Annotated in this window: 18 protein-coding genes and 1 pseudogene; 11 read left to right on the top strand and 8 right to left on the bottom strand. The window is 70.2% G+C overall.

Annotation, left to right across the window (positions count from 1 at the left end):
• Position 1: 1 nt before the first annotated feature.
• Both npdG and ACFV2X_RS30870 read left to right on the top strand, forming a co-directional pair.
• Positions 2-724 (top strand): NADPH-dependent F420 reductase, encoded by a 723-nt coding sequence (gene npdG / locus ACFV2X_RS30875; protein WP_385622657.1) that lies wholly within the window; start codon positions 2-4, stop codon positions 722-724.
• A 78-nt stretch (positions 725-802) separates the two neighbouring features.
• Entirely contained in the window at positions 803-1015 is a 213-nt protein-coding gene (locus tag ACFV2X_RS30870; RefSeq protein ID WP_385622654.1) for a hypothetical protein, read from the top strand.
• A 15-nt stretch (positions 1016-1030) separates the two neighbouring features.
• On the opposite strand, the gene ACFV2X_RS30865 is transcribed toward ACFV2X_RS30870, so the two are convergent.
• Complete coding sequence (locus ACFV2X_RS30865; RefSeq protein WP_385622652.1) at positions 1031-1813, bottom strand: site-2 protease family protein; 783 nt, start codon at positions 1811-1813, stop codon at positions 1031-1033.
• Positions 1814-1996: 183 nt separating this feature from the next.
• On the opposite strand from ACFV2X_RS30865, the gene ACFV2X_RS30860 reads away from it, so the two are divergent.
• Positions 1997-5416 carry a BTAD domain-containing putative transcriptional regulator gene (locus ACFV2X_RS30860; protein WP_385622650.1) on the top strand — a complete coding sequence of 1140 codons (3420 nt, stop codon included), beginning with the start codon at positions 1997-1999 and terminating at the stop codon, positions 5414-5416.
• A gap of 60 nt (positions 5417-5476) precedes the next feature.
• Here the strand turns inward: ACFV2X_RS30860 and ACFV2X_RS30855 are convergent, their stop codons facing one another.
• The 3 genes from ACFV2X_RS30855 to panB all read right to left on the bottom strand — a co-directional run bounded on the left by ACFV2X_RS30855 (position 5477) and on the right by panB (position 8335).
• The gene (locus ACFV2X_RS30855; RefSeq protein ID WP_358636736.1) at positions 5477-6304 is read right to left on the bottom strand and encodes an ABC transporter permease; all 828 of its coding nucleotides are present in this window, start codon (positions 6302-6304) and stop codon (positions 5477-5479) included.
• Positions 6301-7314, bottom strand: coding sequence for an ATP-binding cassette domain-containing protein (locus ACFV2X_RS30850; RefSeq protein ID WP_385622648.1), 1014 nt, complete (start codon positions 7312-7314; stop codon positions 6301-6303). Before ACFV2X_RS30850 ends, ACFV2X_RS30855 begins: the two co-directional genes overlap by 4 nt.
• A 130-nt stretch (positions 7315-7444) precedes the next feature.
• Positions 7445-8335: a 3-methyl-2-oxobutanoate hydroxymethyltransferase gene (panB, locus tag ACFV2X_RS30845; protein ID WP_385622645.1), complete on the bottom strand. Its 891-nt coding sequence runs from the start codon at positions 8333-8335 to the stop codon at positions 7445-7447.
• 213 nt (positions 8336-8548) lie between these two features.
• On the opposite strand from panB, the gene ACFV2X_RS30840 reads away from it, so the two are divergent.
• From ACFV2X_RS30840 to ACFV2X_RS30825, 4 genes are all read left to right on the top strand, one after another.
• The gene (locus tag ACFV2X_RS30840) at positions 8549-10174 is read left to right on the top strand and encodes an MFS transporter (protein ID WP_385622642.1); all 1626 of its coding nucleotides are present in this window, start codon (positions 8549-8551) and stop codon (positions 10172-10174) included.
• Positions 10171-10899: a TetR/AcrR family transcriptional regulator gene (locus ACFV2X_RS30835; protein WP_385622639.1), complete on the top strand. Its 729-nt coding sequence runs from the start codon at positions 10171-10173 to the stop codon at positions 10897-10899. The genes ACFV2X_RS30840 and ACFV2X_RS30835 overlap by 4 nt, the downstream gene beginning before the upstream one ends.
• Positions 10900-11125: 226 nt before the next feature.
• Complete coding sequence (locus ACFV2X_RS30830) at positions 11126-12148, top strand: endonuclease/exonuclease/phosphatase family protein (RefSeq protein WP_385622636.1); 1023 nt, start codon at positions 11126-11128, stop codon at positions 12146-12148.
• 157 nt (positions 12149-12305) lie between these two features.
• Positions 12306-13511 (top strand): MFS transporter, encoded by a 1206-nt coding sequence (locus tag ACFV2X_RS30825; RefSeq protein ID WP_385622633.1) that lies wholly within the window; start codon positions 12306-12308, stop codon positions 13509-13511.
• Between the two features lie 156 nt (positions 13512-13667).
• Here the strand turns inward: ACFV2X_RS30825 and ACFV2X_RS30820 are convergent.
• Positions 13668-14123 (bottom strand): annotated as a pseudogene (locus tag ACFV2X_RS30820) (Scr1 family TA system antitoxin-like transcriptional regulator); the annotation flags it as partial.
• A gap of 626 nt (positions 14124-14749) precedes the next feature.
• Between ACFV2X_RS30820 and ACFV2X_RS30815 the strand changes: the two are divergent.
• Positions 14750-15496, top strand: coding sequence for an SAM-dependent methyltransferase (locus ACFV2X_RS30815; RefSeq protein WP_385622630.1), 747 nt, complete (start codon positions 14750-14752; stop codon positions 15494-15496).
• 222 nt (positions 15497-15718) lie between these two features.
• Here ACFV2X_RS30815 and ACFV2X_RS30810 read toward each other — a convergent pair whose 3' ends face one another.
• A complete protein-coding gene (locus ACFV2X_RS30810) occupies positions 15719-16159 on the bottom strand; it encodes a hydrolase (protein ID WP_385622627.1) in 441 nt (146 codons plus the stop codon).
• Between the two features lie 199 nt (positions 16160-16358).
• A complete protein-coding gene (locus ACFV2X_RS30805; protein ID WP_385622624.1) occupies positions 16359-17114 on the bottom strand; it encodes a carbonic anhydrase in 756 nt (251 codons plus the stop codon).
• A 533-nt stretch (positions 17115-17647) separates the two neighbouring features.
• On the opposite strand from ACFV2X_RS30805, the gene ACFV2X_RS30800 reads away from it, so the two are divergent.
• Positions 17648-17980 carry a hypothetical protein gene (locus ACFV2X_RS30800; RefSeq protein WP_385622621.1) on the top strand — a complete coding sequence of 111 codons (333 nt, stop codon included), beginning with the start codon at positions 17648-17650 and terminating at the stop codon, positions 17978-17980.
• A gap of 506 nt (positions 17981-18486) precedes the next feature.
• Here the strand turns inward: ACFV2X_RS30800 and ACFV2X_RS30795 are convergent.
• Positions 18487-19128, bottom strand: coding sequence for a TetR/AcrR family transcriptional regulator (locus tag ACFV2X_RS30795; protein WP_385622618.1), 642 nt, complete (start codon positions 19126-19128; stop codon positions 18487-18489).
• Positions 19129-19239: 111 nt separating this feature from the next.
• On the opposite strand from ACFV2X_RS30795, the gene ACFV2X_RS30790 reads away from it, so the two are divergent.
• A complete protein-coding gene (locus ACFV2X_RS30790; protein WP_385622616.1) occupies positions 19240-20292 on the top strand; it encodes an MBL fold metallo-hydrolase in 1053 nt (350 codons plus the stop codon).
• Between the two features lie 49 nt (positions 20293-20341).
• Positions 20342-21184 (top strand): NAD(P)H-binding protein, encoded by an 843-nt coding sequence (locus ACFV2X_RS30785; RefSeq protein WP_385622613.1) that lies wholly within the window; start codon positions 20342-20344, stop codon positions 21182-21184.
• Positions 21185-21240: the final 56 nt, after the last annotated feature.

The following is a 21240-nucleotide window of genomic DNA, read 5'->3' as shown; positions in this document are numbered from 1 at the left end:
CATGACTACTGCTGATGACGCGACTCCTGCGAAGAAGGCCCCCGCCAAGGACCCCTGGGACCTGCCCGATGTGTCCGACCTGGTCGTCGGGGTGCTCGGCGGCACCGGCGACCAGGGGCGCGGGCTGGCGTACCGGCTGGCCCGGGTGGGCCAGAAGGTGATCATCGGCTCCCGGGCCGCGGAGCGGGCGCACACCGCGGCCGAGGAACTGGGCGGCGCGGAGTACGGCATCGAGGGCGCGGAGAACGCCGAATGCGCGCGGCGCAGCGATGTCGTGATCGTCGCGGTGCCGTGGGAGGGCCACGGCAAGCTCCTGGAGGCGCTGCGCGAGGAGCTGAGCGGCAAGCTCGTCGTCGACTGTGTGAACCCGCTCGGCTTCGACAAGAAGGGCGCCTACGCGCTCAAGCCCGAGGAGGGCAGCGCCGCCGAGCAGGCCGCGGCGCTGCTGCCCGATTCGCGGGTGACGGCCGCCTTCCACCATCTGTCGGCGGTGCTGCTGCAGGACCCCGAGGTCGAGCGGATCGACACGGATGTGATGGTGCTGGGCGAGAGCCGCGCCGATACGGACCTGGTGCAGGCGCTGGCGGGCCGGATCCCCGGGATGCGGGGCGTATTCGCGGGGCGGCTGCGCAACGCCCACCAGGTCGAGTCGCTGGTCGCCAACCTGATCTCGACGAACCGCCGCTACAAGGCGCACGCGGGCCTGCGGATCACCGACGTCTGACCGGGGCCACGGACCGCAGGCTCGGGGCATGGGGGACAATGTCGGGGACTGACACACCCCCGGACAGGAGCCGACCCCATGCCCCGACTGGCCCTCTACGCCCTCGCCGTCTGCGTTCTCGCCGCTGTCGCGGCGGTCGTGTCCTTCGCGCGGGGCAGCTGGATCGGTGTCGTGTGGATCCTGCTCGCGGGCATCTCCTCCAATATGACCTGGTACTACCTGCGCAAGGCCAAGATCGACCGGGCCGTCGCGGAGGAGGGCGCCCGGGAGGCCGGGGCCACGGCGGGCTGAGCCGGGGCTATCGGTCTAGTACGGCTGGGGCTCGCCCTTCCAGAAGCGGAAGAACTCCTGACCCCAGTACGTCTCCCACTCCGAGATGCCCAGCGTCCGCATCACCGCGTCGATGGCGTCGAAGAAGACCGTGTTGACCTCCGGTATCCACAGCACACCGAACACCGCGATCAGGCCGAACGGAGCGTACGGCTCGACCTGCCGCCGTACCCGGTACGACAGCCACGGCTCGATCACCCCGTACCCGTCGAGCCCCGGGACCGGGAGGAAGTTCAAGATCGCCGCGGTGACCTGGAGCATCGCCAGGAACGCGAGCGCGTAGCGGAACACCTCGGGCACACCGTCCACGCCGAGCCAGAACGGAGCGGTCAGCACGATGGCGAACGCGACATTCGTCAGCGGGCCGGCGGCCGAGATCAGGCTGTGCTTCCAGCGGCCGCGGATGCGGTGCCGCTCGATGAACACCGCCCCGCCGGGGAGCCCGATGCCGCCCATGATCACGAAGAGCACGGGCAGCACGATGCTCAGCGCCACATGCGTGTACTTCAGCGGGTTGAGGGTCAGATAGCCCTTGGCGCCGATCGAGATGTCACCGCCGTGCAGCGCGGTGCGCGCATGGGCGTACTCGTGCAGGCACAGCGACACGATCCAGCCGGAGACCACGAAGAGGAAGACGGCGAAGCCGGGGCTCGCCGAGTAGTCCGTCCACACCGCCCATCCGGACACGCCCATGATCGCGACCAAGCCGAGGAACACGGGACTGATCCGCCGATTGCGGCGGCTGACTGCGGTGGCCATGCGTGAAGTCTCTCCGTGGGGGGTGCGGCTGTGCGGTCGGGGCGTGGTGCGCGGTGCACGGTGCGGTGACCGGGAAACGTCGATCGAGGTGCGGTGAGTTCCGGTGGCAGATGCTAGAGCCTGTCGTCAAGGGGGGGCGAACAGCTGAGCGGACCAGCCGCCGCCGTGCATGACAATAGGTCGGTGCGCTACGCCATACTCGGCACCACCCAGGCCCGACGCGACGACGGCACCCCCGTCGCGCTCGGCGGCACCCGTCTGCGCGCGCTGCTGGCCGTACTGGCGCTGCACCCCGGACGGGCGCACACCACCGGCGCGTTGATCGAGGAGATCTGGGACGCCGACCCGCCCGCCGACGGCAACGGCGCGCTGCAGGCCCTCGTCGGCCGCCTCCGCAGGGCCCTCGGCAAGGACGCGGTGCGCTCGGTCCCCGGCGGCTACCGGCTGTGCGCCGACCGTGACGACGTCGATCTGCACCGCTTCGAACGCCTCGTGGACGAGGGGGCCAGGGCCCTGGACGACGGCGACCCGGCCAAGGCCGCCGCCGTCCTCGACGACGCCCTCGCCCTCTGGCGCGGCCCGGCCCTCGCCGACCTCCCCGGCGGCGGCTCGGCGGCGGCCCGGGCCGAGGCCCGCCGGCTGGACGCCCGTCGCTGCCGTATCGCGGCCGACCTCGCCCTCGGCCGGGCCGACCAGGCCCTGCCCCAGCTCGCCGAACTCTGCGCCGCGCATCCCCTCGACGAGCCCCTGCACGCCCTGCGGATCCGTGCCCTGCGCGACGCGGGCCGCCCGGCGGAGGCGCTGACCGCGTACGAGGCGATCCGCGCCGAGATCGCCGACCGGCTCGGCGCCGACCCCGGCCCCGCCCTGCGCGCGCTCCACGCCGAGCTGCTGGACCCGGCGGCGTCTGCAGTAGCCGCCGTAGCCACTGCATCTGCCGTATCCGCCGCGCCGGGGCCGAGGTTGGGGCCGGGGCCGGGCTCCGAGGGCGCGCCGACCCGGCGGCCGGATGCGCGGCCCTGGGTGCGGGGCGGCAATCTGCGGGCCCGGCTCACCAGCTTCGTCGGCCGTGAGACGGATCTCGGCGTACTGCGCGCCGACCTGGCCGGGCAGCACCGGCTCATCACCCTCCTCGGGCCCGGCGGGGCCGGGAAGACACGGCTGTCGCAGGAGGCCGCCGAATCGGTGGTGGATGCCTGGCCGGACGGCGTCTGGCTGGCCGAGCTGGCGCCCGTGGACGACCCGGGGACCGTGCCCGAGACGGTGCTCACCGCGCTCGGGGCGCGCCAGACCGTCATCCGCGGCACCGCCGCGGAAGGGCTGCGGGCCGCGACCGACCCGACCACGTTCGACCCGCTCGCGCGGCTCGTGGAGCACTGCGCGCCGCGCCGCATGCTGATCGTGCTCGACAACTGCGAACACCTCGTCGACGCCGCGGCCCGGCTCGCCGAGACCCTGCTGACCCGCTGCCCCGGCGTCACCCTCCTGGCCACCAGCCGGGAACCGCTGGCCGTCCCGGGCGAGCTGGTGCGCCCCGTGGATCCGCTGCCGGACCCCGTCGCGCTGCGGCTGCTCCAGGACCGGGGCGCGGCGGCCCGGCCCGGCTTCCGGGTGGACGACGACCCGGCGGCCTGCGCCGAGATCTGCCACCGGCTCGACGGTCTGCCGCTGGCCATCGAGCTGGCCGCGGCGCGGCTGCGGTCGCTCACCCCGCGTCAGCTCGCCGACCGGCTCGACGACCGCTTCCGCCTGCTGACCAGCGGCAGCCGGACCGTGCTGCCGCGCCAGCAGACGCTGCGCGCGGTCGTCGACTGGTCCTGGGACCTGCTCGACGAGCGGGAGCGCACCGTGCTGCGCCGGCTTTCGGTCTTCGCGGGCGGCTGCGACCTGGCCGCCGCCGAGGCCGTATGCGGAGACCCGGGCGACGGAGACAGCGGGGGCAACGGGGTTGATGGGGCCGGTGCGGTCGACCCCCTCGACGTCACCGCCCTGCTCGGCTCCCTCGTCGACAAGTCCCTGGTCGTCGCCGCCCCCGACACGGCGGGCGGGATGCGCTACCGGCTGCTGGAGACCGTCGCCGAGTACGCCTCCGAACGGCTCGAACAGGCCGGGGAGCGCGCGGCGGTGGAGCGGCGGCACCTGGTCGCCTACCGCGAGCTGGCCCGCACCGCCGACCCCCTGCTGCGCGGCCGGGAGCAGCGCGTATGGCTCGACCGGCTGGAGACGGAGCACGACAATCTGCGGGCCGCGCTGCGTCGCGCCGTCGCCGCGCGCGACGAGCAGGAGGCGCTGTGCCTGGTGCTGTCGCTCGGCTGGTTCTGGCAGCTGCGCGGCCACCGCGGCGATGCCCGCCACTGGTCGGCCGCCGCCGCGGCGCTCGGCCCCAACCCCTTCGCGCCGCCCGTGGCCTCGGCGCCCCCGCTGCTGTCGGCCTCCACGGACCGGCCGCCGCCCATGCCGCCCGATCTGCTCGAGGAGGCGCGGCGCGGGGTGCGGCTGATCGGGCTGGCCAATATCGAGGGCGATATGCGGAGGCTGGGCAGCGAGGAGGCGCGGCGCGAGCTGGAGGGGATCATCTCCGCGTACCGTCCGGGGCTGCCGCAGAACTGCCGGGTACCGGGCTTCATGTGGTTCTACGCCGTGCTGCTCACGGGCGACTTCACGCTGCTGCGGGAGATCATCGACGAGGGGGTGCGCAGCTGCCGGGAGCTCGGCTACGAGTGGGAGACCGCCCTGATCCTGCAACTGCGCGCCAAGATCCTGGGCGACCGGGTGGAGGACACCGACGAGGCGCGGCGAGCCGCCGACGAGAGCCTGGAGATCTTCACCCGGCTCGGGGACGCGTGGGGCGTGGCCGAGGCCCTGTCCGGCCGCGGCGAGTTGCTGGAGCAGCGCGGTGAGAGCGAGGCGGCCGCCGCCGACTATCGCGCGGCGATCGGCTGTGCCGAGCAGCTTGGCGCGTTGTCGCAGGTGTCGCTGTTGCGGGCCCGGCTGGCCGGGGTGATGACCGAGAGCGGGGTGGCGGCGCAGGTCGCCGAGGGCGAGCGGATCCTGCGCGAGGTGGTGGAGCAGGGGCAGCACATGGAGGCCGAGGCGCTGGCGTACGCCCGGCTGCATCTCGCCATGCGGTGCGGCAACAGCGGGGCCACCCAGGAGGCGCGGGACCATCTGGAGCATGTGCTGGCGGTGTTCGACCAGCGCGCGCTCGACCTCTTCCACGGGCTGGTGGAGGGGCTGCTCGGCTGGCTGGATCTGCTCGAAGGACGGCCCGAGGACGCCCTGGTGACGCTGCGGGGAGCCCTGGCCAAGGGCAGCGATCCGCTGGCCCGGATGATCGCGCCGCAGATGCAGATCGTCAACGTCCTGATCGGCGCCCGGGCGCTGGCCGCGCTGGGCGACGCCGCGCATGCCGAGACCGCGGCGCGGCTGGTCGGCGCGTACGACGCGCTGCGGCCGACCGGCTATCTCGTCCCGACCATGGAGGTCACCAACCGCGAGCGGACGGTGGCCGCGGCGCGGGACCGGCTGGGCGAGGCGGCGTACGAGCGGGCGTACGCCGAGGGCGGCGGCCTGTCCCTGGAGGAGGCCACCGCCCTCGTATGAGGCGGCTCGTACGAGGCCGCTCGTATGAGGCGGCGGGTGCTGCGGATCGCTGCGCGCGGTTCAGGTCTTGTTGCGGAACTTCGCCACCGCCAGCGGCGCGGTGACCACCGTGATGGCCAGCGCCCAGATCACGACGATGGTCACCGGATGCGCCACCGCGCCATGACCACTGGTCAGCGCCCGGGCCCCGTCCGCCAGCTGGGACAGCGGGTTGTAGTCGGTGAAGGACTGCAGCCACCCCGGCATGGTCGAGGTCGGGGCGAAGATGGACGAACCGAACTGCAGCGGCATGATCACGAGGAACCCCAGTCCCTGTACGGCCTGAGGGGTCTTCAGCGACAGGCCGAGCAGCATGAATATCCAGGTCAGCGAGGATCCGAAGAACAGGGCCAGGGCGACCGCGGCGAGCAGCTCGACCGGACCGGTCTTGAGGTCGAACCCCATGATGAAGCCCATGACCAGCAGGACCACGGTGGACACCAGCATCCGGCCGGTCTCCACGATCAACTTGGCGATCAGCACCGAGGAGCGGGCGATGGGCATCGTGCGGAAGCGGTCCATGACGCCCTTGTTGAAGTCGTCATTGACGCCGGTGCCGACCGACATCGCGATGTTCAGACCGCCCATCGCCATCATCCCGGGGATGAAGTAGTTCACATACGCGTTCCGGTCGCCCTGCGCCACCGCGCCGCCGAAGACATACACGAACAGCAGCGAGAAGATGATCGGCATCAGCAGGGCGTCGAACATCGACTCCGGGTCCTGCTTGATCTGCAGCGCGTTACGCCGCACCAGCGCGCCGATATGGCGCAGATTGGCGCGCAGCCCGATCCGGCCCTCCCCGGGCAGCGCCTTCACGGGCGCGGAACTCACCGTCGCGGCGCTCACGCGGCGACCTCCTCAAGTGCGTCGTGCGTCTCGGCCATGGACGTCTTCTGACCGGTGATGGCCAGGAACACCTCGTCCAGGCTGGGCAGATGGGTGTCGATCCCGGAGATCGCGAAGCCGCGCTCGCCGAGCAGGCCGATCACGGCGGTCAGCTGCTCATCGCTGATGATCGGCACATTGACCAGGCCCTCTTCCACATCCGCGGTCGCGCCGCTGACGCCGTCGAGCCCCGCCTGGGCGATGGCGCCGACCATGCGGTGCAGCTCTTCCGGATCGGTCGGGCGGATCTGCAGGGTGCGGCCGCCGACCTTGGCCTTGAGCTCGTTGACCCGGCCCTCGGCGATGACCTTGCCCTGGTCGATGACCGTGAGGTCGTCCGCCAGCTGCTCGGCCTCCTCCATGTACTGCGTGGTGAGCAGGACCGTGGAGCCCTCGGAGACCATCCGCTTGACCTCGTCCCACACCTCGTTACGGGTGCGCGGGTCCAGACCGGTGGTCGGCTCGTCCAGATAGAGCACGGCGGGCCGGCCGATCATGGACGCGGCCAGGTCCAGCCGGCGGCGCATACCGCCGGAGTAGGTGCGCGCGGGCCGCTTGGCCGCGTCGGTGAGGGAGAACCGCTCCAGCATGGCGTCCGCCCGCGCGCGGGCGTCCTTACGGGACAGATCGAGCAGCCGCCCGATCATGTACAGGTTCTCCCAGCCGGAAAGCTTCTCGTCGACCGAGGCGTACTGCCCTGTCAGCCCGATCGTGCGGCGCAGCTGCCGGGGCTGGCGCAGCACGTCGTACCCGGCCACCACCGCGGTGCCGGCGTCCGGCACCAGCAGGGTGGACAGGCAGCGGACGAGGGTGGTCTTGCCCGCGCCGTTCGGCCCGAGCACGCCGAGGACGGTGCCCTCGGGCACGGTCAGGTCCACTCCGTCGACGGCTTTCGTGTCGCCGAAGTGTTTGACCAGCCCCCGCACTTCGACGGCGTTGCCGCCGCTGGTCGTGTGTTCGTATCGCGTCATACCGCCACGATGACAGCCGCTACCGACAGACCACCGACAAGCAGCAGACAAGCCGCAGACATACAGCAGACAAGCGGCAGACAGCCCGCCGACGGGGGAAGATCGGCGGGCTGTCGGCGTGCCGCGGTGGCTAGTGGAAAGAGTGCTCCGCGGCCGGGTAGGCGCCGCCGACGACATCCTCCGCGAAGGCGCGCGCCGCGTCTCCGAGAGTCTGGCGCAGCTGCGCGTACTGCTTGACGAACCGCGGCACGCGGCCGCCGGTCAGACCCGCCATATCGGTCCACACCAGGACCTGTGCGTCGCAGTCGGGCCCGGCGCCGATGCCCACGGTGGGGATGTGCAGCGAGCGGGTGACCTCGGCGGCCACCTCGGCCGGGACCGTCTCCAGCACGACCGCGAAGGCGCCCGCGTCCTGTACGGCCTTGGCGTCCCGCAGCAGCTGCTGCGCGGCCTCCTCACCGCGCCCCTGCACCGGGTAGCCGCCGTAGGCGTTGACGGACTGCGGGGTGAGGCCGACATGGGCCATGACCGGGATGCCGGACTGGACCAGCAGCTCGATCTGGTGGGCGGAGCGCTCGCCGCCCTCCAGCTTCACCGCGCCCACCCCGGCCTCCTTGACCAGCCGGGTGGCGCTGCGCAGCGCCTGCACCGGGCCTTCCTGGAACGAGCCGAAGGGCAGATCGCCGACGATCAGGGCGCGCTTGGTGCCCCGTACGACGGCGGCGGACAGCATGGTGATCTCGTCGAGGGTGACCGGGACGGTGGACTCGTAGCCGAGGTGGCAGTTGCCCATCGAGTCGCCGACCAGCATGACCGGGATGCCGGCCTCGTCGAAGACGGAGGCGGTCATCGCGTCATAGGCGGTGAGCATGGGCCACTTCTCGCCGCGCTCCTTGGCGGCGGCGATATCGCGGACGGTGATACGCCGGGACCCCTTCCCTCCGTACAGCGCCTTTCCGGCCTCGGAGGGGCCGGTCCCGCTGCTGTCGGGCTGTTTCCCGGCAGGGCTGACGTGCGCCATTGCAACGCTCCTGTTCGTCATCTCGAGGCGCCCTCACGGCGTCCCCGGACCACCCCCATGCTGGCACGCGGTGCCGCCGGGCGAAAGTGGGCCCTCGGCCGGGCCCGCTGTACCCCGCTCGGCGTGCGCGGGACCGTAAAGGCGGGTAAAGGCTCGCAAAGATTTTCTAATACGAGACGGTTCCGTATCGGAACGCCACCTAGCCTGGGGCATATGGCATCCCCCTCCGACACCCAGGGCGCCTCCGCCGTGAGCGGCGTCCCCGAGGTGATCCACCGCAGACGGTGGGCGATCCTGGTCGTGCTGATGCTCAGCGTCCTGGTCGTCGTCCTCGACAACTCCATACTCAACGTGGCGATGAAGACCATCGCCTCGCCCAAGCCGACAGGGCTCGGCGCCGGCCAGAGCCAGCTGGAATGGGCGATCAACTCCTACACCCTCGTCTTCGCCGGGCTGCTGTTCACCGCCGGTCTCCTCGGCGACCGGCTGGGCCGCAAGAAGGTGCTGCTCAGCGGCATGGTGATCTTCGGCATCGGGTCGGTGCTCGCCGCGTACTCCAGCACGCCGGGCGAACTGATCGGCTACCGGGCGCTGATGGGCCTGGGCGCGGCGCTGGTGATGCCCGCCACCCTCGCCATCCTGGTGAACGTCTTCGAACGCGACGAGCAGCCCAAGGCCATCGGCATCTGGACCGCGGCCGTCGGCCTCGGCATCGCGATCGGCCCGATCACCGGTGGTGTGCTGCTCGAGCGCTTCTGGTGGGGCTCGGTCTTCTTCGTCAATGTGCCCGTCGTCATCATCGCGCTGATCGCGATGTCGCTGCTGGTCCCCGACTCCAAGGACCCGGCGCCCGGCCGGCTCGACCCCGGCGGTGTGCTGCTGTCGGTCGTGGGTCTGGTGCTGCTGGTGTACGGCATCATCAAGGGCGGCCAGCTCGCCGACTTCTCCGATGCGAAGGTGCTCGGCACGATCGCCGGCGGACTGGCGATCCTGGTGCTGTTCGTGGTGTACGAGAAGCGCAGCGACCACCCGGCCATCGATGTCTCGTACTTCCGCAAGCCCGCCTTCTCGGCCGCCATCGCCGCGATCGCGCTGGTCTTCTTCGCCCTGATGGGCGTCACGTTCTTCATGGTCTTCTACATCCAGAGCGTGCGCGGCTACAGCGCGCTGGAGTCCGGCCTGCTGATCCTGCCGCTCGCCGTCGCCCAGCTGATCTTCGCGCCGCGCACCCGGCTGGTCGTCGAGCGGTTCGGGGTCCGGGCGGTGTGCGCGGGCGGCATGCTGCTGGTGGCCGGAACCATGGCGGGGTTCACGCTGCTGGGGGTGGACACCCCCCTCGTGGTGATGGAAGTGCTCTTCTTCTTCCAGGGCGCGGGGATGGCCCACATCATGCCGCCCGTCACGCTGACGGTCATGCAGACGCTGCCGCGCCAGAAGGCCGGCTCCGGCTCGGCGCTCAACAACACCTTCCGCCAGGTCGGCGGCGCGCTCGGGGTCGCGGTGCTCGGCTCGGTGCTCTCCGCCACCTACCGCAACGGCATCAAGGACACCCTGGCGGCAGTCCCCGGGCTGCCCGACTCCGCGCGGCATGCGGCGGGGGAGTCCGTCGAGGCCACCCTCGGCCTCGCCGAGAAGCTGGGGCCCAAGGGCCAGGCGCTGGTCGGCCCGGCGCACGACGCCTTCGTCCACGCCATGCACATCACCGCGCTCGGCTCGGCGGCCGTCGCCCTCTTCGGCGCGCTGGTCGTGGTGGCCTTCCTGCCCGGCAAGGCCGCCGCCGAAGGCGAGCCCGGTGGCGACCGGCCGCGGGAGAGCGCGGGGGCGGGAGCGGAGCGATGACCGCGCGCGACGGGGCGTTGGCGGCTCCGGGCGGAGCGACGGCCGCGCCGGACGGAGCGACGGCCGCCCGCGACGGGGCCACGGCCGCGCTGAACGGGGCCACGGCCGCCCGCGACGGTGCGCCGGCCGCGCGCGACTGCGCGGGGCCCCGGCTGCCGGGGCGGCCGCGAAGCGCCGCTGCCGACGCCGCGATCATCGAGGCCACGCTGCGGCTGATCGAGGACGGCGCCACGATCGGCGGACTGTCCATCGAGCGCATCGCGCGCGAGGCGGGGGTCGGCAAGGCCACCGTCTACCGCCGCTGGTCCGGCAAGGACGCGCTGATGATCGATGTGGTGCGCTCCCTGGAGGAGCCGAGCGAGCCGGCCGCTGGGGTCTCGGTCCGCGACGACCTGGTCACCATCCTGGAGCGGATGCGGCGGCGCGGCCTGGCCAAGCGCAGCTCCGCACTGCTGCGCACCGTCCTCACCCAGATGCACGCCAACCGCAAGCTGTGGCGCGCCTATGAAGACCATGTGATAGCCGTCCGGCGCGAGGTGATGTACGAGGTGCTGCGCCGCGCGATGGCGAACGGCGAGATCCGCGACGACCTCGATGTCGAGCTGATCGCCGATCTGTTCACCGGCCCGATGCTGTCCCGCACGATTCTTCACGAACGGAAGGCGCTTCCGGAGGGACTGGCCGAGACCATCGTCGATACGGTGCTCGAGGGGGTGCGGACCTAAGAGCCGACACCGCCGCCGCACGGCTGGTGACGCCCGCCGTCTTACGGCTGGTTTGTGCCCGTTGTGTCACAGTGGTCCCGCCCTCCCGCCAGAGCCGGAACCCGTACGCTCCCGGCGAACGTCCCCCTACTGGGGCACTCGCCCGGAGCGTCGGGGAAAGCACTGGTCATCGCCTAGGGTCTTAGCCCAGGGCGCGGCAGTTGAGGCAGCGAGGGACGGACGACGAATGGCGCAGGCGTACACGCAGGAGACGGAACAGCACGGGGCTGCGGAGCCGACCGGCTCTCGGGCCCGGCGCCTGCTCGACCGGCTCCGCCGTGACCGCGGCATCTGGCGGCGGGGGCTGGTCCTCGCCGCGATCGCGGTGCTGCTCACGCTGGTCATGGTCTTCCACGCCGAGATCCCCAACCGCGTGGGCAACCTCGGCAGCCTCCTGGAGACCTTTCTGCCCTGGCTGGGCCTGCTGATCCCGATCCTGCTGGTGCTCGCGCTGGTCCGCCGGTCGGCCAGCGCCGTGCTCTCGCTGGTGCTGCCGGTCTTCGTATGGCTGAATCTCTTCGGCGGGCTGATGTTCGCCGACAAGTCCGGCGGCGAAGGCGATCTGACCGTCGTCACCCACAACGTCAACGCGGACAACCCCGATCCGGCCAAAACCGCGAAGGACGTGGCCGCTTCGGGCGCGGACGTGGTGGCCCTGGAGGAGCTGAAGACCGCCGCGGTGCCCACGTACGAGCGGGCGCTGGGCGGCACTTACCCGTACCACACGGTTCAGGGCACGGTCGGGCTGTGGAGCAAGTACCCGCTCTCCGGCACCAAGCCGGTGGACATCAAGCTGGGCTGGACGCGCGCGATGCGCACCACGGTCGCCGCGCCGGACGGCCGCGTCGCCTTCTATGTCGCACATCTGCCATCCGTCCGGGTGAAGTTCAACGCGGGCTTCACCGCCGGACAGCGCGACGACAGCGCCGACGCGCTGGGCGAGGCCATCTCCAACGAGCCGCTCGACAAGGTGATCCTGCTGGGCGACCTCAACGGCACCATGAACGACCGCTCGCTGGCCCCCGTCACCTCGCAGATGCGGTCCGCGCAGGGCGCGGCGGGCGACGGCTTCGGCTTCAGCTGGCCCGCGTCGTTCCCGATGGCGCGCATCGACCAGATCATGGTGCGCGGGGTGTCGCCGGTCTCGGCGTGGACCCTGCCGCGGACCGAGAGCGACCATCTGCCGGTGGCGGCGTCGGTGAAGCTCTGAGGGTGTCCTGGGGGCGGTCTTGAGGGTGGCCGTCCGCAAGATCTAACAACATGTTCACCTGGGGGATTCTCCTGGGGAACAAAACGCGTGAGAGACTTTGTTCCGGTAGAGAACATACGCATCACACCCCTCTTCTCCTTCGTTTGAAAGGTCTCTCATGCCCCTGGCCCTGCTCGCACTCGCTGTGAGCGCCTTCGGCATTGGTACTACCGAGTTTGTGATGATGGGCCTGCTGCCCAACGTCGCGGACGACCTGGGCACCTCCGTGCCGACCGCCGGGTACCTCGTCTCCGCCTACGCCATCGGTGTCGTGGTGGGCGCCCCGCTGCTGACCGCCCTCGGCTCCCGCATCCCGCGCAAGCGGATGCTCATCCTTCTCATGGCGCTCTTCACGGTGGGCAACCTCGCCTCCGCCCTGGCCCCCTCCTTCGGGCTGCTGATGGCCGGACGAGTGCTCGCCGGGCTGCCGCACGGCGCGTTCTTCGGCGTCGGCGCGGTGGTCGCGGCGCGGCTGGTGGCGGAGGAGCGGCGGGCCCGCGCGGTCGCCACGATGTTCCTCGGCCTCACCGTCGCCAACATCGTCGGCGTGCCCGTGGCCACGCTGCTCGGCCAACGCCTCGGCTGGCGCGCCACGTTCCTCGTGGTCGCCGCGATCGGCGTCGTCGCCATGGCCGCGCTCGCCCGGCTCATCCCCCAGATCTCCATGGACCAGCAGGCCGGCCTCCGCCACGAACTGGGCGCGCTGCGCGACCGCCAGGTCGTACTCGGGCTGCTCACCGCGGTCTTCGGCTTCGCCGGCGTCTTCGCGGTCTACAGCTACCTCGCCTCGATGATGACCGAGGTCACCGGCCTGGCCGAGTCCTCCGTCACGGTGGTGCTGGCCCTCTTCGGCATCGGCATGACCCTGGGCGCGCTGCTCGCCGGCCCGCTCACCGACCGGGCCCTGCGGCCCACGCTCTACGGATCGCTGGCGGCGCTCGCGGCGGTGCTGGTGCTGTTCGACTTCACGGTGCATATGAAGTGGGCGGCCATGGCCACGGTCGTGGTGCTGGGCGCGGTCGGCTTCATGACCACGACCCCGCTGCAGATGCTGGTCATGAACAAGGCCCGGCACGCCCCGACTCTCGCCTCCGCCTCCAACCACTCCGCCTTCAACCTCGCCAACGCGGGCGGCGCCTGGCTCGGCGGCGTCGCGATCGCGGCCGGCTGGGGCTGGACCTCGCCGACCCTGGTCGGCGCGGCGCTCGCCGCCGCGGGCCTGGCCATCGCGGTCACAGCGGGCCTGCTCGACCGCGGTACGAGCGGGGTGTCCCGGGTGGTGGCGAGCAGCGAGTCGGCGCCCCGCCTCTCCGAGGTGGCCTGACCCCTCGCCGCCGTACGTACCGCCTGTACGGACCGCACGCGGCAACGCGCCCCCGCTCCCGGCAGACAGTCGGAGGCGGGGGCGCGTTGTCTTGCACGATGTGGCGGTCGGTCGGCCGAACCCGCCGCTCAGGGGGTCATCGACGACGGCTGCGAGGAATGCGGACCAGGCGGCGTGAGAGACCCGGGCGGCGGGGAGATGGGTGTTCTTCGAGTCCCGTACGGCGATGCCGGGAGCGTTGGGTATGTCGGCGACCTCGACGCAGTTGCCGTTGTTGGCCGTGTACGAACTCTTTCGCCACCTGGCGTCAGCGAGGTCGCCCTTCTCGCCTGCCGTGAACGGGATGCCCCGGAACGTGACGTTGGCCAGCTCGGCGATTTCTGCGAGGTGGCGGAGCTGTGCGCGCCTGACTTCCGCCCCTCCGACCACGGCTTCGAGGACCAGCGGATCGTCGTCCCGTAGCCGTTGCCGGCGGCGCATCCGAACCTCCACCAGGCTGTCCACCTGATCGGGGCCGAGGGCTGCGAAGCCGGTACTCGTGATGGCGCGGGCGTAGTCCTCGGTCTGCAACAGGCCGGGAATCAACAGGGCCTGATACTCGCGACTGCGGCCCGCTTCGGCCTCGCTTGGCCGAGGCCGGCGAACTGGTCGTCACCGAGCTGGTGGCCAACGCCTCCCAGCACACCCGATGCCATTACATCCGTGTCACCATCACCCGACCGAGTGATGATCTGGTGCGCATCGGTGTCGTGGACAAGTCCCGTACTCTCCCGACGCTGCGGCACCCGGATGACGACGATGTGCACGGCCGGGGCCCGGCCCTGATCGACACACTGACCTGCCGCTGGGGAACCGATCTCCTGCCGTGGGGCAAGCGGGTCTGGTGCGAGCTGCGCACTGGGGCCGCCCAACGCCACCTTGCCCAGGATCCAAGGCGACCATGTCGGCCGTCCCAGGGCCCCAGGGCTCGTACGAGGCTGCCTCCGCGCCCCGTAAGCTCCCGCCGGAACTGTGATCGCGGCGTGGGTGCCTTGTCCGTTCGAGTTGGGCCAGGTGTGGGGGCCGCGCAGGCGAAAACCGATGGACACAGTTACTTGTGCGTCCTAGCCTCACCGAGGTTGGAAGATCCCCACGTCCGGATGAGGTGGATTTGATGACGGTCCAGGCAACGACGGCCAGCTTCAACAGGCCGTTCTCCGCGCACTTCATGACCTCATCGGACGTAAGGAACCCCAACAGTGGATCTTCCACGTAGCTTTACCATTCGCGAGAGCAGCCACCGCATCCACAACCCGTTCACCAGCGAGAAGCTGGCTGCTCTGGGGCAGGTGCTGGGCCTGGCCCCCGGGACGCGCGTGCTCGACCTCGCCAGTGGGACGGGCGAGATGCTGTGTACCTGGGCGCAGGCCCACGGCGTCGTCGGGACCGGAGTGGACATCAGCACCGAGTTCACGGCCAGGGCCCGTGTCCGGGCAGCTGAGCTCGGCGTTGCCGATCAGGTGGTTTTCCTTCACGGCGATGCGTCCGGCTATGTCGCGGACGAACCCGTCGGCCTCGCCGCATGCATCGGCGCCACCTGGATCGGTAACGGAGTGTCCGGCACGATCGATCTGCTGCGTCGCAGCCTTTGCCCTGGTGGCATGCTGCTGATCGGCGAGCCGTACTGGCGTCAGGAGCCCTCGGACCAGCACATCGTCGAGGCGTGCCATGCCAGCGCCAAAGAGGACTTCCGACTGCTGCCTGAGCTGATCGAACAGTTCGGCGAGCTGGGTTACGACGTCGTCGAAATGGTGCTTGCTGATCAGGACAGCTGGGATCGGTATCGGGCTGCGCAGTGGCTCAACGTCCGACGCTGGCTCGACCGGAATCCCGATGACGAGCTGGCTGCCGAGTTGAGGGCCGAGCTCTCCCAACAACCGGCCCGCTATGCCAGGTACGAGCGTGAGTACCTCGGTTGGGGGGTCTTCGCTCTCATGGGCCGCTGACGGTCACGTCGAGGCCGGGGGCCGGCGGCATGCTGCCGGCCCCGTTTGCCTGGGTGATTCATGGCGCGGGCAGGACGAGCCTGGCAGGGGCAAGCGGTTCAGCCGGGTCAAGCCAACAGCGAGATCATCTCAACCCGTGGCCGGCTATTGCGAGACCGCTCGAAGCCTTCCCGCCCGTCGGGGCCCTTCGACGCCGTGGCAGATCCCTCGGTCCTGTCGAGTTCAGTCGGCAGTGTCCTGGATCCTGTCGACCACACGCTTGATGCCGATCAAGACCCTGTAGCGCCGCCGCTTTATGAACTCCGTCATCTCCCAGACCACCGGGCGCCCTATCTCTGCACACAGATGCAGCACTCGACCCTCGTTCACCCAGACTCCTACGTGGGCGCCATAAGCATCGTCGGTGGCGTTGAACAACACCAGGTCAAGCGGCTGGGCAACCGATACACGTACTGTGGCCTGCGTGTCGGCCCACAGTTCACTCGAACGCAGATCAGGCGGAGCCAGGCCGAAGTGCCGAAGCACCTCGTAGGCGAACAGCTGGCAGTTCGCACCCTCCTCCAGGTTGGGAAGGTCAGCCACCCCCGACGCCCCCGGAAACCGGGAGCCCACGTACGGAACGGTCCGGAAAACGGCAGGTAGTTGGTGCAGCACGGGATCCATGACCCCATTTTCCCTGAGGTTCGGGCCGGGACAGGGGCTCCAACCACGCACGCCGCCACAGCAGCCTGAGACGGACCTGAAACCTCCCCCAACAGGGAAAGTTCGGTTACGTCCGAGAGGCCGACGGGCGCGAGTACGCCTGGTATATCCCCGACGGCCGCCGCCGCCCGCTCACGGTCTGAAAGCCTTTGGCGTTGCGTCAGGTCCAGCTGACTTTGCCGGTGTCGAGGGAGAAGTAGGCACCCGCGATGGTGAGGGACTTGTTGGCGACCTTGGGCTTGAGTATGGGGTCGGCGTTGAGCGCGGCGACGGTGAGCTTGGTCTGCTGCCGTATCGTCGCGTCGATCAGGGCCGTCAGGTCCGCCTTGGGGTTGGCGGCCTTGGCGGCCTCGTAGGCGGGCTTGGTGGCCGCGATGATCTTGTCGATGTTGGCCGTCGGCATCTTGTTGTTCTCCAGCGCGTTGACCGTGGCGGTCACAGCGCCGCAGCGCTGGTGGCCCATCACCACGATGAGCGGAGTGTTCTCGGCGAACGGCCCGTACTCGACACTGCCCTCGACAAGGCTGTCGTAGTCCTGGGCGGCGACCCGGATCTCGAAGAGGTCGCCGAGCCCGCGGTCGAAGACAATAACCGGGGATATGCGGGAATCGACGCAGCAGAACACCACGGCGGCCGGGTCCTGGCCGGCGGCCACCGCCTTCATGCGGGCGGCGTCCTGGTTCGGATGCTGCATCGTTCCGGACACGAACCGCTTGTTGCCCTCCTTGAGGAGGGTGAGCGGGTCACCCGCGGGCCGAAGGCTCGTGCTGTCGTGGGCAACGGACTTGGCCGTGGCCTGCGTCTTGGGCGCGGCGTCGGCGGAGCAGGCCGCCAGCGCCGACCCGGCGAGGGTCACGCCGACGCCCGTGCCGACCTGACGAAGGACATTTCTCCGGGAAACCGCCGACTCGTTCATTTCTCATGCCTGCCTTCTGAAAACCGGCGCGCGGCCGATTTCTCCTGACGTTGATTGAGCGATACGCGGGCAACTACAGAGCATAACAAGTGATGATCTTCGACTCTGCTGCTTAATCCGGTGAAGCGGGCGTGACCGGCCGTCCGTCCAAGGGTCGTACCTGGGGCAGGCGCGGTATCACCCCGACCGTGAAAGTGCCCAGCCGCAGCCGTGGGTGCCTGCCGGTGGCCGGGCTGCTGTGTTACCGGCCCGGTCTTCCCACCCGCCTGTGCTACCGGTTGCGCCGTCACACAGGGCGGAGGGGTGAACGCCGCTCGCTGACCGTCGGGATCAACGGCGGCCCGAAAGCGCAATAAGTCCTGATCGTCCCTCCATGGCTGCTAGGCGCTAAAAGCCTTCAACGCCGGGAAATGTGTCTGCGAATTGTCACGCCTTCTCGTTGAGTTCGCCTTGCAAGCGATCCGGCCAGCAGAGAACCCGCCTGCCGCTGTCAGCCTCATACGGCTGTAACCGCAAAACCAGGGGAGAAAGAATTGCGCATCAGGAAAGTCGTTCAGGGCGGCGTATCCGCACTGACCATGGCGGCGTTCGCAGTGGCCATGCCGTCGGGCTCTGCCAAGGCGATTGACTGGGATCACGGGCCCCTGTACGACGGCGGCAGGGCCGCGGCGGCCTACTTCGAGGAGAATGGCGACCATGTGAAGGTCTGCGACACCAAGACCGACGGCAAGAAGGCGTGGGTGAACGTCTACGATCACATGACTGGCAAGTTCTTGTACGGTCTCACCGACACCACGAACGACGGGAAGTGCAGTTACCGGCACGCGTCGGATGGCGGCGTGTACAACCTTCCCGAAAAACCATGACATTGGCTTCTCGGTCTCGAAGGAGCCCTCGGACAATTCAGATTCCGAGTATTACGTGTACTTCAACGACCACTAGGAATCGGTCAGTTGAGTGTCACCGAGCGGGAAGGGCGGCGGCCGTTCCCGCTCGGCCGTTCCGCCCCCCTTCTCAAGCCATGCGGATGAAGAGGCCGACGGCCAGCATCCGTACCTCTTCCCGGCACGTGCGCTGTTCGGCGGCCAGCCCGCCTCCGTCCGGATACCGCATGTCTCCCGCGTATCACCCTGGCCGGACCGCGTCACCGGTCCCCAGACAGATCCAGACCCCGAAACCCCGAAGTCAGTGACCAACGCGGTACAGCACGCTGAGTGTGGTGACCGGGTCGTCGGCGAAGAACTGGATGACATCCTCGCCGTCGACATCGGCGATGAGCGTACCCACCTCGGCCCGGTCGCGCTGCGGGCCGCGACCTGGCTGACGGGGAGGCGACGGCCCGGTGGACGCTGCTCGCCGGTGCCGGGGCGCCCTACGTGGACCGGGTGACCGCCGAGCAGTTGGGGGAGGCGGTCGCCGGGGCGCGGGCGTCCGTACCGCCCGGGGCGATGAGCAGTTCGGCCATGGCGCGGGCCTGCCGGGCCGGCCAGTCCGCGCGGTGGGCCTGGACGGAGGCGTAGACGCCCTCCAGTGTGACGGTGAGCTGGTCGGCGAGCGCCGAGGGGTCGGCGATCGGGGAGACGGCCGCCAGGGCGTCGGTGAGCTCGCGGAAGCGGTCGCGGACCCAACGCTTGACGGCAACGGCGTTGCGGTGGGCCGGCAGTTCGCGGTCGGGGAACTCGGCGAGCGTCATCAGGAAGGGGCAGCCTCGGCACTGGTCGGGCTGCACCTGGCTGATGAGCGCGTCGAACAGCGCCAGGATCCGCTCGCGCGGATGGCGGCCGTCGGCCCGGGTCGCCTCGGTGAACCACTGCTGGTAGCCGTGCCCGTTGTGCTCGACGTAGGCGGCGACCAGGTCGTCCTTGGAGGCGAAGAGCCGGTAGAGCGTGGTGGGGGCGACGCCCGCCTCCCGGGCGACTCGGTCGATACCGACGGCACGGACGCCGTGCCAGTAGAACAGGTCGTGGGCGACCGTCAGCACATGCTCGCGCGTTTCCACCGCCGAGCGTCGCATCGAAGTTCCCCCTTCGGTTCCTTGCCTCTTCGTTGAACGCCGCTCTAGGGTATAGGCCACGCCAATGTTAGGGAACGTTCCACTACATCTGGGTTCGACAGGAGCGGCACCATGCCCCACGCCTCCGCACGGCCATCCCGCACACGGACGCGACGCCTGCTGTTAGTTTGGCTGGCCGCGCTGTGCGCGCTCATGATGGCCGCCACCGGCTGTTCCGGCGGCGGTGACGGCAAGGCCCCCGGGAATCCCGCGAGCCGGAACGCGGGCAGCGGCAAGCCGCTTCGGGTGGAGCGGATCGCCTCCGCCAATCCGGGCTCGGTGAACACCTACTGGTTCCCGGCGCCCGAAGGGCTGATCGTCGTGGACACCCAGCGCTCGCTCACCGATGCGCGCAGCGTGCTCAACACCCTCCAGGGCACCGCCGAACCCGTCGTCGCCGTTCTCATCACCCATCCCCACCCCGACCACGTCGGCGGAGCGGGAGTCCTCCATGACGCGTATCCGCAGGCCGGGATCTATGCCTCCGAAGCGAGCAGGGACTTCATGCGCGACGACCCGCTGGGCTTCTACAAGCTCACCCGAAAGCTCCCCGGCTCCGACTACGCCAGGAAGCTGACCCTGCCGGACCACCTGATCCGGTCCGGTGCCGCCCTCCGAGCAGGTGGCGTTCGGCTGGAGACCGCCGAGTTCGGCCCCGGCGAATCGGTGACGACCACCGCCTACTACGAGCCCCGCTCCGGCGCGCTCTTCGCCGGCGACCTGGTCAACAACGAGGCCACGCCCGCACTGATCGAGGGCAACACCTGCGGCTGGCTCACCGATCTCGACCGGCTCGAAGACAAGTTCCCCGACGCCCGCACCCTCTATCCCGGCCACGGGGCACCTGGTGCTCCAGCCGAGTTGATCGATCGGCAGCGCGACTACCTGCTGCACATCCGCCACCTGGTCCGGCCCACCGTCGCCGCCGAGTCGCCCGGCGGCGAGAAGGTGACCCGCGAGGAGAAGAACTCGGCCATCGCCGAACTGAAGAGCTCCTATCCGGGCTTCCAGCCTGTTGCCACCCTCCCCGACCTGTATGCGGTCAACGTCGACGCGGTGGCCAGGGAACTGCGCGGGGAGGACAGCGGCCGGCTGCCCGAAGCCTGCCGGGAACGTGCGAACTGAGTGGCTGTCCGGTGGCTGTTTCGTCCATTCGTCGACAGGGAGAAGTGAAATGATCTTGGTGACAGGTGCGACCGGCAATGTGGGATCGGAACTGGTCAGTGCGCTGGCCGAGGCCGGCGAGCAGGTGCGCGCGCTGACCCGGAATCCGTCGGCCGCCGCCTTGCTCCCGCCCGGGGTCGAGCCCGTGGCGGGTGACCTGAACCGGCCACAGAGCCTGGCCGACGCGCTGGCGGGGGTCAGCGGGATCTTCCTGCTGCCCGGGTATCAGGACATGCCGGGCCTGCTGGAGCAGGCCCGGCGGGCCGGGGTGAAGCGGGTGGTGCTGCTGTCCGGCGGCTCGGCCGCGCTCGCCGACCTCGACAACGCGGTGTCCCGCTACATGACCCTCTCCGAGCGTGCGGTGCGCGAGTCCGGGCTGTCCTGGACCTTCCTGCGGCCCCGGTCCTTCATGTCCAATGCCCTGCGCTGGCGAGCGCAGCTCGCGGTCGGCGACGAGGTGCGCGTGCCGTTCCCCGGGGTGCGGACCGCCGCCGTCGACCCGTACGACATCGCGGCCGTCGCCGTGCCGGCGCTGCTGACCGACGACCACGACGGCCGTATCCACGAGCTGACCGGCCCGGAGTCCCTGCTGCCCGCCGACCAGGTCGCCGTGCTTGCCAAGGTGCTCGGACGGGACCTGCACTGCCACGGCCTGACAGACGCCGAGGCGCGGGAAGACATGAGCCGGACCATGCCCGCCGAGTACGTCGACGCCTTCTTCAGCTTCTTCGTCGACGGAACCCTCGACGAGTCGTCCACGCACCCGACGGTCCGGGACGTCACCGGGCGTGAGCCGCGCACCTTCGAGCAGTGGGCCCGCGCGCACGCCGGTGAGTTCGCCGCACCGGCTTGACTCTGACACCGATGTGAGACTTTAGCGTCGCGGCCATGAGTTCGATGTCTTCCCGC

The sequence above is a fragment of the Streptomyces sp. NPDC059679 genome (genome assembly GCF_042734105.1).
Classification (GTDB): domain Bacteria; phylum Actinomycetota; class Actinomycetes; order Streptomycetales; family Streptomycetaceae; genus Streptomyces.
This window is presented reverse-complemented; position numbering and strand designations above follow the sequence as displayed.

What these genes read in the sequence shown, in the direction of transcription:
- npdG (WP_385622657.1), top strand. Translation starts at nt 2, where the DNA reads ATGACTACTGCTGATGACGCGACTCCTGCGAAGAAGGCCCCCGCCAAG.
- ACFV2X_RS30870 (WP_385622654.1), top strand. Translation starts at nt 803, where the DNA reads ATGCCCCGACTGGCCCTCTACGCCCTCGCCGTCTGCGTTCTCGCCGCT.
- ACFV2X_RS30865 (WP_385622652.1), bottom strand. Translation starts at nt 1,813, where the DNA reads ATGGCCACCGCAGTCAGCCGCCGCAATCGGCGGATCAGTCCCGTGTTC.
- ACFV2X_RS30850 (WP_385622648.1), bottom strand. Translation starts at nt 7,314, where the DNA reads ATGACGCGATACGAACACACGACCAGCGGCGGCAACGCCGTCGAAGTG.
- panB (WP_385622645.1), bottom strand. Translation starts at nt 8,335, where the DNA reads ATGGCGCACGTCAGCCCTGCCGGGAAACAGCCCGACAGCAGCGGGACC.
- ACFV2X_RS30840 (WP_385622642.1), top strand. Translation starts at nt 8,549, where the DNA reads ATGGCATCCCCCTCCGACACCCAGGGCGCCTCCGCCGTGAGCGGCGTC.
- ACFV2X_RS30835 (WP_385622639.1), top strand. Translation starts at nt 10,171, where the DNA reads ATGACCGCGCGCGACGGGGCGTTGGCGGCTCCGGGCGGAGCGACGGCC.
- ACFV2X_RS30830 (WP_385622636.1), top strand. Translation starts at nt 11,126, where the DNA reads ATGGCGCAGGCGTACACGCAGGAGACGGAACAGCACGGGGCTGCGGAG.
- ACFV2X_RS30825 (WP_385622633.1), top strand. Translation starts at nt 12,306, where the DNA reads ATGCCCCTGGCCCTGCTCGCACTCGCTGTGAGCGCCTTCGGCATTGGT.
- ACFV2X_RS30810 (WP_385622627.1), bottom strand. Translation starts at nt 16,159, where the DNA reads ATGGATCCCGTGCTGCACCAACTACCTGCCGTTTTCCGGACCGTTCCG.
- ACFV2X_RS30805 (WP_385622624.1), bottom strand. Translation starts at nt 17,114, where the DNA reads ATGAACGAGTCGGCGGTTTCCCGGAGAAATGTCCTTCGTCAGGTCGGC.
- ACFV2X_RS30795 (WP_385622618.1), bottom strand. Translation starts at nt 19,128, where the DNA reads ATGCGACGCTCGGCGGTGGAAACGCGCGAGCATGTGCTGACGGTCGCC.
- ACFV2X_RS30790 (WP_385622616.1), top strand. Translation starts at nt 19,240, where the DNA reads ATGCCCCACGCCTCCGCACGGCCATCCCGCACACGGACGCGACGCCTG.
- ACFV2X_RS30785 (WP_385622613.1), top strand. Translation starts at nt 20,342, where the DNA reads ATGATCTTGGTGACAGGTGCGACCGGCAATGTGGGATCGGAACTGGTC.